The sequence below is a fragment of the Ruminococcus sp. CAG:379 genome, assembly GCF_000434255.1.
Lineage (GTDB): Bacteria > Bacillota > Clostridia > Oscillospirales > Ruminococcaceae > Ruminococcus_F > Ruminococcus_F champanellensis.
In genome coordinates this window covers 1-10086 of the sequence record NZ_FR894916.1, presented here as the reverse complement: position 1 = coordinate 10086, position 10086 = coordinate 1, and the positions used below count along the sequence as shown (strand labels likewise).

9 protein-coding genes are annotated in these 10086 nt (G+C 57.2%); all 9 read right to left on the bottom strand.

The features are described 5' to 3' along the window. The coding region (locus QVO51_RS09210; protein WP_288168065.1) for a TPM domain-containing protein at positions 1-858 on the bottom strand (858 nt) is incomplete at its 3' end. After that, entirely contained in the window at positions 855-1919 is a 1065-nt protein-coding gene (locus QVO51_RS09205; protein ID WP_022358168.1) for a hypothetical protein, read from the bottom strand. The genes QVO51_RS09205 and QVO51_RS09210, both read right to left, overlap by 4 nt. A gap of 84 nt (positions 1920-2003) precedes the next feature. Beyond that, positions 2004-3296 (bottom strand): SPFH domain-containing protein, encoded by a 1293-nt coding sequence (locus tag QVO51_RS09200; RefSeq protein WP_022358167.1) that lies wholly within the window; start codon positions 3294-3296, stop codon positions 2004-2006. A 174-nt stretch (positions 3297-3470) separates the two neighbouring features. Beyond that, on the bottom strand, positions 3471-4568 hold the full coding sequence (locus QVO51_RS09195; protein WP_022358166.1) for a cellulase family glycosylhydrolase: 1098 nt from the start codon (positions 4566-4568) through the stop codon (positions 3471-3473). 379 nt (positions 4569-4947) lie between these two features. Then, positions 4948-5955, bottom strand: a complete 1008-nt coding sequence (locus QVO51_RS09190) for an aldose 1-epimerase (RefSeq protein WP_022358165.1) — start codon at positions 5953-5955, stop codon at positions 4948-4950. Between the two features lie 83 nt (positions 5956-6038). Further along, a complete protein-coding gene (locus tag QVO51_RS09185; protein ID WP_015557380.1) occupies positions 6039-6941 on the bottom strand; it encodes a phosphatidylserine decarboxylase in 903 nt (300 codons plus the stop codon). A 3-nt stretch (positions 6942-6944) separates the two neighbouring features. Continuing rightward, the gene (locus QVO51_RS09180; RefSeq protein WP_022358164.1) at positions 6945-7565 is read right to left on the bottom strand and encodes a CDP-alcohol phosphatidyltransferase family protein; all 621 of its coding nucleotides are present in this window, start codon (positions 7563-7565) and stop codon (positions 6945-6947) included. Positions 7566-8044: 479 nt separating this feature from the next. After that, a complete protein-coding gene (locus QVO51_RS09175) occupies positions 8045-9259 on the bottom strand; it encodes an AI-2E family transporter (RefSeq protein ID WP_022358163.1) in 1215 nt (404 codons plus the stop codon). A gap of 61 nt (positions 9260-9320) precedes the next feature. After that, positions 9321-9842 (bottom strand): TIGR04002 family protein, encoded by a 522-nt coding sequence (locus QVO51_RS09170; protein WP_022358162.1) that lies wholly within the window; start codon positions 9840-9842, stop codon positions 9321-9323. Positions 9843-10086 lie beyond the last annotated feature (244 nt).

Below are 10086 nucleotides of genomic sequence, written 5' to 3'. Positions count from 1 at the left end.
GCTGCCGCCGCCCCCGGAGGAAGTTTCGATCTTGGTTTTTGTGGTGTATTCCCGCAGGAAGGTGTCCGTCTGGACGTCCATCTTCACCTTGTTGTGGCACACATAGGTGGTGGGCGACGGTGCCGCCTTGAACTTGTACTGACTCTTGATGCAGAAGTATACCACCAGCGCCACGCCGGCCCCCACGATGCTGGCAATGAAGATCCACCAGCCCCACTTGAAGGGCAGCCGATCCGCTTCAATGAGCTTGCCGTTGTCGTCCAGATACAAATAGGTTTTCGAGCCGGAATTATAGGTATAGTACCCCTTGGGCACGCCCTGATTCTTGTATTGCACCAGCTGCTGGCAGAACTGCTCCACCACCCGTGGGTAATCCCCGGCCACCAGTGCGCTGTGCATGGCTGCCAGCATATCGTCAACCCGGTTGCTGTCATCGCTGTTGGTGTAATAGAACTGCCCCATGCCGCAGGTGGAAATGTAGTCGTACTGGGTGGAGTTGTTCACCACCAGCAGCACGCCGTCCGTGTTCACCCCGTATTCCTGGTTGAACAGCTCATCATAAGCATCGTCCGCATAGCGTTCCACCGCCGAATCACCGGAGAAGGGCGTTTCCTTCCCCACGATCACCACCGCCACATACATTTGCAGCTCCTCGGCAGTGTCCCGGATCTTCTGGGTCAGCTCCGCCGCCTCATTCTCCGGCAGATTGCCCTCCACGTCATACAGACCGCAGTTATCCTTGTGGATGGGATATGCGTGATCTGCGTCCTTGCTGCTCAATGCGGCAGCCGGCATGGTCAGCAGCAGGGTCATGCATACCAGGCACAGTACGCTTACAATTTGTTTCCAGTGTCTCATGCCAGCAGATACCCCCCGAACAATGTAATCAGCGCCACAATTACGCCTACCCCGGCGCAGAATGCCGCCAGCTTCCCCTTACTGAGGGGCGGCGTGCCTGCCTGCTTGCCGGTCTGCCCGTTGATGGCGAATTCGTACATCTTATCCTCAAACTTAAAGGTGGCAAACCACACGGGCAGCAGCATATACTGCCAGTCCGTCCGCAGCACATTCATAGAGGAGCTGGTAACGCTGAGGGCGTTGTAGCCCTTGATGGTGCTCCGGATCTGCTGATCCGCCCCCTGAATGGCACGGTTCCGGATCCGGGGGAACACCCCTGCCTTGTCCATGTCATATTTGTCCGCATAAAAGCCGCTGAGGTAGGACATGGAGAAGGGCTGTACCTCCTCATAGTCAAAGGGCTCGATGGCCTCCATCAGCTGATCCTCGATCTTGCTGGAGCCGTCTGCCGGGATCCCGTCCAGTCCCACCTGTCCCATACGCCGCACAGCAAACTCCTTGGTATGGGTGTACCGGTAATCCCCGGAGCGCCAGGTTTTCACCTGCTTGCCGATGGCGTTCAAGTCCGCATGCACATTGCAGTCCGCCACCCAGAAGGGCACATACAGTCCGGTAATTTTCTCCAGGTTCTGCTTCTCCTTGAACGCCCTTGGCAGGAACCAGCGCTTTTTGCACCAGCCGGAGAAAATATGCAGCGCCTCCTCCTTGGTGATCTTGAAGGGCAGCACCTTGCCGGGCTTGTATTCTCCCGACAGCCGTCCCTTGAGGATCACCGGGTTGTGGCAGTAGTAGCAGAATGCCGCAGCGGTGTTGTCGTCCGCCACGACCTGGGCGCCGCAGCTGCCGCATTCATACAGGTTTGAATGCTCTGCGAACTCCTGCTCCTGCTGTAGCTCCTCCGGGGAGCGGCTCAGATCCGTTTCCTCGTTTTCCTTGCACACCTGCTTGATTTCCGCCTCGGAAAACAAGCTCCGGCAGTATTCACAACCAAACTGCTGCTTCCCCGGGTCGAATTTCAATTCGCCGCCGCAGTTGGGGCATTTATATTGGATCGCCTCCAAATACAATCAACTCCTGTCTATCAAACAGCATCCAAGCCCGGTGCATCCCCGACACACCGGACTTGCCAATGCCAATGTATGCCCTTAGCCTCTCTTGTTGCCGCAGTTGGGACAGAATGCCCCCTCATTCACCGAGCCGCAGGCACAGGTCCATGTCCCTGCCTGGGGTGCCGGACTGCCGCAGCTGGGGCAGAATTTCCCCGTATTCACCTGACCGCATTTGCAGGTCCAGCTGCCTGCCGGTGCCGGCTTTGCGCCGCCGCAGTTGGAACAGAACTTGCCGCTGTTCATCTGACCGCACTGACAGGTCCATGCCCCGTCGTCCATCTGCTGTACTGCCCCATTGGGCTTGAGCGCCTGGGCTGCCTGCTGCTGTTGCTGCATCTGCATCTGTGCCGCATTGGTGGCAGAAGCCGCACCCATAAAGTTCCCGGCTGCGTTCATGCCCATGCCCATTGCCATAAAGGCGTTGCCTGCACCGGCGGTGTTGGAGCCTGCCGCCTGGATGCCCCCTGCCACGGTGGACTGCACATAGCCCTCCCGGATGGTAGCGTCGGACAGCATTGCGCCCTGGTTCCGCATATTGATGAGCTTCTTGCTCTCCTCGTCGTAGCTGATGCTTGCCACGCCCACGGAGACGATCTCCATACCACGCAGCTCATTCCAGTCTGCATCCAGCACATTGCTCATGTACTTTGCCAGCTCCAGGCTCTTGGAGGGCAGTGCGGAGATCCGCTGACCGTCCACGGACATCTGCCCGATGGCAGCCTGCAATGCGCTGAGGAATTCGTCAAAGTACTGGTCGTTGATATCGTTGATGTCCACATGCTCCGCATTCCGGGGCACAGCCTCGCTGAAGAACTTCAGCGGATCGGTGATCTTGATGGAGTAGCTGCCGTGGCACCGTACAAACAGCTCTGCGTTGTAGAAATTGTCAAAGTACTGCAATGCATTCCGGGTGCCGAACTTGATGCCCTTGATCTCCTGCAGGTTGATAAAGTACACCTGCTGGGATCCGGAGGGCTGCCCGCCGAATTTGATCCGGCTGAAGGTTTCCTTGATGGAGTCCTTCAGCTCCCCGTTGAACATGGAGGGGGTGGAAGACAGGTATACTTCATAGTAGCCCGGCTCGGCAGAGTAGTCAATGATCTTGCCGCCGTCCACCAGCAGCATCATCTGGTTGACTCCCACATGGATCACGGAGCCGTTGGAAATAATATTTTCCGTCCCCTTCTTGTTGCTGCTGCGCTTATTGCTCACCTGCACCCCTCTGGTGCAGACTGTGGTTGCTGTCATATTGTCCGGCTCTACGACCTCCAGCCAGGAATCCGCCAGGCCGCCGGTTACGGCACCTGCGACTGCTTTCAAAATGCCCATATACTTACCTCCGATTTCATCGTTCTTGGCAGCACACTCCATGCTGCATGGTGATATTATAGCATACCGCCGCCAAAAAAGCAAGATATTTTAGTCAATACCGCAAAAATGCTGCACCATATCTCCGAATGTGCGCAAAACGCCCGGAGACATGCTCCGAGCGTTTCTGATGTGTTAGGATTTTCCTGCCGGGAAGATCAGCTCCGGGATCTTCTGGTACATCTGCTCTGCGGAGGCGGAAACCTGGTCAAAGCCGCCGCAGTCGTCCACCCCGTTGGAGGTCCAGGCAAAGACCCCCTGCCAGCCGTTGCTGTATGCGGAATCCGTACACTGGGTCAGGGGCTTCTTTGCGTTTTTCAGACCCTCCGCCGGGCATTCTCCCAGTACCACCGGCCGATCCACCGGCATGCCGAAGTCCTTGGGGGATTTTTCAAAGGCGTTGCCCCAGTTTGCCACCTGCCACTCGTAGAAGTGGGGAGAATAGTAATCCAGGAATGCGTCCTCTCCGGCAAAGCCCTTGAGCACCTTGTCGGACACATAGTTGCCGCTGTAGTTGTCGCTGTTGTACTTGACCATGCCCATACCAACCGTTACCAGCACATCCGAGTTCTGATGCACCCCGGCGGCACACTGGGCAAAGAACCGGGACAGATCCTGCCACTGGAGCTGTCCGCATTCGGGATTCTCCACGATCCAGTCCGGCTCGTTGCACAGATCCACACTGAACAGATAATCGTTGTCGTCGTAGCGCTTGACGAAGGGGATCACATAGTTGTCCACATAGGTCTGGCTCATCTCCTCGCTTTGCAGCATGGTGCGCCAGCGCTGATGCTTGCTGTTGCTGTCCTTGCAGTGGTCAAAGGACATGAGGGTCGCCATAATGTAGATCTCATGCTTCTTGGCGATCTCGAAAAAGCTGTCCAGATCCTCCCACATCTTGTCCTTCAGACCGGTGACGGAGCCGTCCTCCTTGATCTTGACCCCCACTTCCCCGTTGCAGCTGATCCACACACGGCTGGCGTTGATGCCCTTGTCGTGAAGCTGGGCGAAATGCTCGTCCCAGAACTGGGCGTCATACTCGCCGCCAAAGTCGTTCCAGTTATCCCAGGGGGTGTTGACGCCGTTGAACCAAAGCTCCTTGCCCTCTACCTTGAAGCTGGTACCCTCCACCATAATCCTCCTGTCTGCCTGGCTGCCCTGCTGAGAGGAACTGTCTGCACAGCCGAACAGCAGCAGACAAACGGACAGCGCCAATGCGATACATCGTTTCATAATATACTCCTTCTTCTCGGAAATTCGCCCCGGAATGGTGACAATCCGTCAGCTAATAATATAATAAAGCATTGTATCCCCTTTGTCAATATGGTATACTGAATACAACATCAAACAAGGTACTGTGCGATGTTTATGCCCGGCATTCCCTCCCCGAGGAGGCTGCATGCCGGCGGATATCCGGTCTTTCTTCGGCGGTCCCCTCCTCTGAAGTCCCTCTCTTTTTCCGGAACGGATATCCCGCAGACTGAAGCTAGGGTACGGCTTTCCGGATCTGCATTTTTTTCACACTGCCGCTTTTTCGGCAGTGTTTTTCTTTTGCCCAGACGCAGAACCGCCGCCCCGGATGCTCCGGAACGGCGGATTTTTTTCGCATTTCTTAGTCCATGGTAAAGAACCGCTGATTTGCCTCAAAGGTATCGTGGGGGCGGATCTCCCGGTAGCCGGTGGTTTCCCGGGGCAGCTCCAGATTGGGCGCATCGATCATAGCGGTCATAGGCTCCGGGCAGAAATAACCGTTGAAGCCCCTGTCGTTCCAGATGATCCAGAACTTGTACTCCGGGGAAACCTGGTAGCAGATGCGCTTGCCGCTGGCGGTATCCTCCACGATGGCACCGTAGAAGGACTGACCCTCCAGTTCCGTTTCCTCTGCAAAGTACATATCGTTGTTGATGTCCTGAAGCACCGGGCACTTGGTACCGTTCTTGTATTCCAGATCGTACAGCTTCAGATCAATGAACCGCTGGGTGGGCAGACACCGCTCATCCAGCTCACAGCGCTTGCCGATGGGCACAGTCAGCCGGATGTCCTCCTCCTTGCCCCCGTCCACAAAAGGCGTGTTGATGGTGGTGTGGGTGGCAACGGAAATGGGCATCATCTTGTCGGACAGGTTGGTGAGCCGCACCTTATGCTCCAGACCGCAGGCGGACAGGGTAAAGGTATACTCCGCCAGGAAGCGGATGGGCAGGTATTCAAAGAACGGATCGTTCTCATCGTACCGGTACTGGGTCTTCAGCACGGCGCAGTTGTCGTCTGCGTGATGCTCCACAACGGTGTGGACACGCTTGTGCAGAAAGCCGTGAATGTGGTTGTTGTAGGGAGCAGCCTCGTTGACGGGTAGCTGATAGACAGCGTCCGAGGTTTTCAGCACCCCGTCTGCAAACCGGTTGGGCAGATACAGGGTGGGCAGACCCCACACCTCCGGAGACTGTTTGATGTGCTCTGCGTTGTTATCCTCCCGGTAGCGGAAGATCTCCATGCCCCGTTCCTCATCCCGGAACCGGATCACGTTTGCGCCGATCTCATAAGCGATCCAGGCACGGTAGCCGCCTGCGCACAGCTCGATGCAGGGGGTGCCGTTCCATTCTATTTGCTGGGTTGTGTTCATATCCGTTCTCCTTTGTAGCGCTGTCCCCGAAGCCCTCTCCGCCCGGGTAGAAGCCGTGCAATGTCATATCACTCTATATTGTATCACACTGCCCCCTGCTTGTCAAGGCAATGGGAGCATTGCTGCGCCGTTCCGATCCGTTCCCCGTAATGCACAGCGGTTTCGACCCCTTCTGCGCTGTTTTGCAGAATATCCGGATCCAGCACCGCCGCATCCTTTTGCAGCAGCACCACCACCGTGGAGCCGCCGAACCGGAACATGCCCTTTTCCGCCCCTCTGCGGACGTTGCCCGCCCCGTGATGGTTCACGATCTTCCCCACCATCAGCGCCCCCACCTCGATCATGGCAATGGTGCCCAGGTGAGCGGTGCGGATGAGGCATGCAGAGCGGCAGTTCCGCTTGTAAATGTTGTACCCCTCCAGGGCGATGGGGTTCACCGTATGCAGCTCACTGCCCAGCAGCCGGTTCCGGCTTTTCACCCCGTCCTCCGGGTAGCAGTACCGGTGGTAATCCTCCACCGTCAGCCGGAAAATCAGGCACTGCCCTCCGGCGAACCGCCTTGCAAGCCGGTGGCAGCCCAGAAGATCCCCTGTCCGGTACAGGCTCTGTTTGATGGGAAAGCAGCTGTCCGGAGTGATGGGATACACCGTGAGCTTTGCGTCACAGGGGCTGATGAGCGCTGCCGGATCCGGATCCACCGGCCGTGCCTCCGGGCGGATCTGCCGGGTGAAAAAGGCGTTGTAGCTCCGGTAGGTTTCCTTCTGATAGTCGGACAGATCCATCTGGAAATGCCGGACAAAGCCCGGGATCAGCACCGTGGACAGAGGATGATCCAGCGCAGCGCCCCCCAGTGCGGACACCCAGGGCTGCACCAGCAGCTTCAGCAGGCTGCGGCCCGGTGCCGTCCGGTATAAAAATGCCAGAGCACGATCCTGGGTTTCATCGGTCACGGTCTGGGAGCCGTCCCGTCTGCGAATGATCCCCATGGCTTACCCTCTGCTCTTGTACAGCAGCCAGGCAAGCTCCAGTGCGCCGATGCCGATGAAGACAAACATGCACCGTATGCCCGGCTTCTTGATCTTAAACCGGGTGATGAACGCCAGTCCCACCACCAGCAGCAGGGTGCCGTACACCTGGGGGAACAGGGCGCCGATATCGTGCCGGAAGCTGAACAGGGGCGGAAAAATCAGCGCCACACTGGTCACCGGCAGACCTTCATACACCTTCCGCACCTCGCTGGTCTGCTTCTGCCGCTGATCCTCGGTCACGTTGAAATACGCCAGCCGGATCAGTGCCGCCAGGGTGAAGAACACCAGGATCGCCAGATCCAGCGGCCGGTTCAGACCGCTTGCATAGCCGATCACCGCCGGCAGAAGCCCGAAGCACACCAGATCCGACAGGGAGTCGATCTGGATGCCGAACTGCTTCTCTGCGTCCGTGCGCTTCCGGGTACGCGCCACCTTGCCGTCGAACATATCGCAGAATCCAGCCAGCAGCAGCAGGATGATGCCGATGCCCGGATGACCGGACAGAGCATAGTAAATGCCGCAGCAGCCGCATGCAAATCCCGCATAGGTGAGCAGCACCGTGTAATTGTAAAATCCTATCATGAAATCCCCTTTAATTCCTTTATCCCAGGCGGAACATCTCCGCCGATGCAGACTACGTGTCTTTCATTATAACAAATTGTACATAACTTTGCAAGGGGGTGCAGCAAGAAAGTTCAGGTTTCCGGCGGCTTTTTGACGAATTCATACAGAAGCTGCATGTTTTCTGTGCAATTTGTTCCCCTTGTCACCGATCTGTCACCCGGTGTCACCTGTCCGTAACGGCTTTGCACCGGATTGTCAACGGATCTGCATCATTCTGTTATTGCATTCCCGGCTTCATCTGGTATAATAAAGACAGCAACAGACCCATAACCACACACTCTTGGGGTATGCGCCGCCCCGCATTTTCCAGACTATGGCGCAGAGAAAGGCGGTGTCCCGGAACAAACGATCATTCACACGAACCGAATCCGGCATTGACCGGCAGAAACCATAAAAAAGCAGTCGTCCTGTTCTGCGCACAGGGCGGCTGCTTTGTCTTATTTCCGCTTCTTTTTTGGGGATGGTTTCGGGGCAGGCGCCGCCGGAAGGGGCTTTGCCGCCGGTTTGGATGGTTCCTCCGGCTCCGCTTCCTTGAGTCGGTTCTGCAAATAGGTGTACAGCAGGGACAGCACCGGGATCCCCAGGATCATGCCCAGAATGCCGCCCAGTCCGCCGCCCAGCACCACTGCCAGCAGCACCCACAGAGGCGGCAGTCCCACGGAGCTGCCCACCACCCTGGGGTAAATGAGGTTGCTTTCCAGCTGCTGCAAAACGATGACGAACAACACGAACCATACCGCCTGCCGGGGGCTGGCAAGCAGCAGCACCAGGGCGCAGGGGATGGTGCCGGCGATGGGCCCCACAATGGGGATCATATTGGTGATGCCGATGATGACGCTGATGAGCACGGCGTAATCGAACCGGAACACCTTCATACCGATGTAGCATAGAATGCCCAGAATAAAGGCTTCGGTCATCTGTCCGTTGAAAAAGCTGGAGAAGGTGTCCACCGTCAGCTTCATGGTGCCTGCAAAGCGGCTGTATCTGGGCTGCTTCAGAGCCAGCTTCGCAAGCCCCTGCGCCATTTTCTTCAAGCCCCGCTTATCCGCCAGGATGTACACGGAAAAGGCGATGCCCACGAACAGATCCACCACCACCCCGAAGATGCTTGCGGTAAAGTCAAAGGTTTTCAGCAGCATTTCCGGCAGGTATTCCGTCAGTCCCACCAGCTTTTGTTCGATGTCCCACTTCTGGAGCCATTCAAACACCACCGTGTCCTTATTGGCAAGGAGCAGCCGCTCCGCATTGCGGTAGTAGGTGTCGAAATTGGCGGTGAACTGCCGGATGCTTGCGGCAAACTGGGGGATGATGATGCACACGATGGCAGCCACCACCGCCGCTGCCAGCACATAGGTCAGCACCAGTCCCAGCCAGTAGCTGAGCCGGGGCAGAGGCTTTTTCTTCGGGTTCAGCTTCTCCGTCAGCCACAGCAGCCGCCTCTCCAGCACCCGGAAGGGGCTGTTGAGAATGAACGCCAGCACCACCCCGATGATGGGAGGACGCAGGATCTTGAACAGGGCGCTGATGCCGGCAAAAAAGCCCTCATACCGCAGCAGGATAAACGCAAAGACCAGCAGCACACCGCCGCTGAAGATCAGACTTTTTACCAATCGGGAGTGAATAAAGGAAAATCGGCCTTTTCCGGGTTCCAAATGCAATACCTCCTGTCAAAAACAGCAATGCCCCGCAGCAGGTGTGGGGCATTCCGAGCCATTATCGTCTGAGCATGGGGAGCTTCACCCGGTCAAGGGCAAAGGCGGCGATGCAGAACAAAGCGGCGGAGCAGCCTGCCTGCACCAGATTTGCCGGCACCGTCTCGGCGATCTGCGCCACCGGATTCCCGTACAGGATCACGGCGGTGAGATAATAGCCCACCACGGTGATGGCAACACACGCCACAGAGGCGATGACGCTGCGGCGGCTCAACAGGGTCTTGGTGCTGCTGACCCCCATGCTATAGAAGCAGCCTGCCAGCATGGACTTGATAATGGCAGTGGGAATGGCGTAAATGGCATAGCCGCTGAGCAGATCCGCCATGCTTCCCCCGATGGCTGCGGCAAGGATGCCGTAGGGCATGGGCAGCATGCAGGCAGCCAGATAGATAAAGCTATCCCCCAGATGAATATAGCCGTTACCCACGGGAATATGCAGAATAAAGGCGGTGGTCAGACAGATCAGCGCTGCAAACAGCCCTGTATACACCATATTCCGCAGTTTCTTTTCTTTTTCCATCATAACGATTCCTTCTTTCCGTTCCGGCGGAGGGAATCCCCTCCTGGGCAGATATTCTAGGCAACACCGCGCAAAACCGACAGGCGGGCTTTGTGTGGTATTGTCTCTATTCCTTCACGTCCTGCCCTGGGGCAAGCCGTGAAAGGCATGGTTCAAAGCATACCCCCTCCTGGGTGGGTGTGCCGAGGGAGAGGGTATACCGGGTGGCGGCGGCGATGAAGCTGCCTGCCAGAGTCACCGCCTCCGG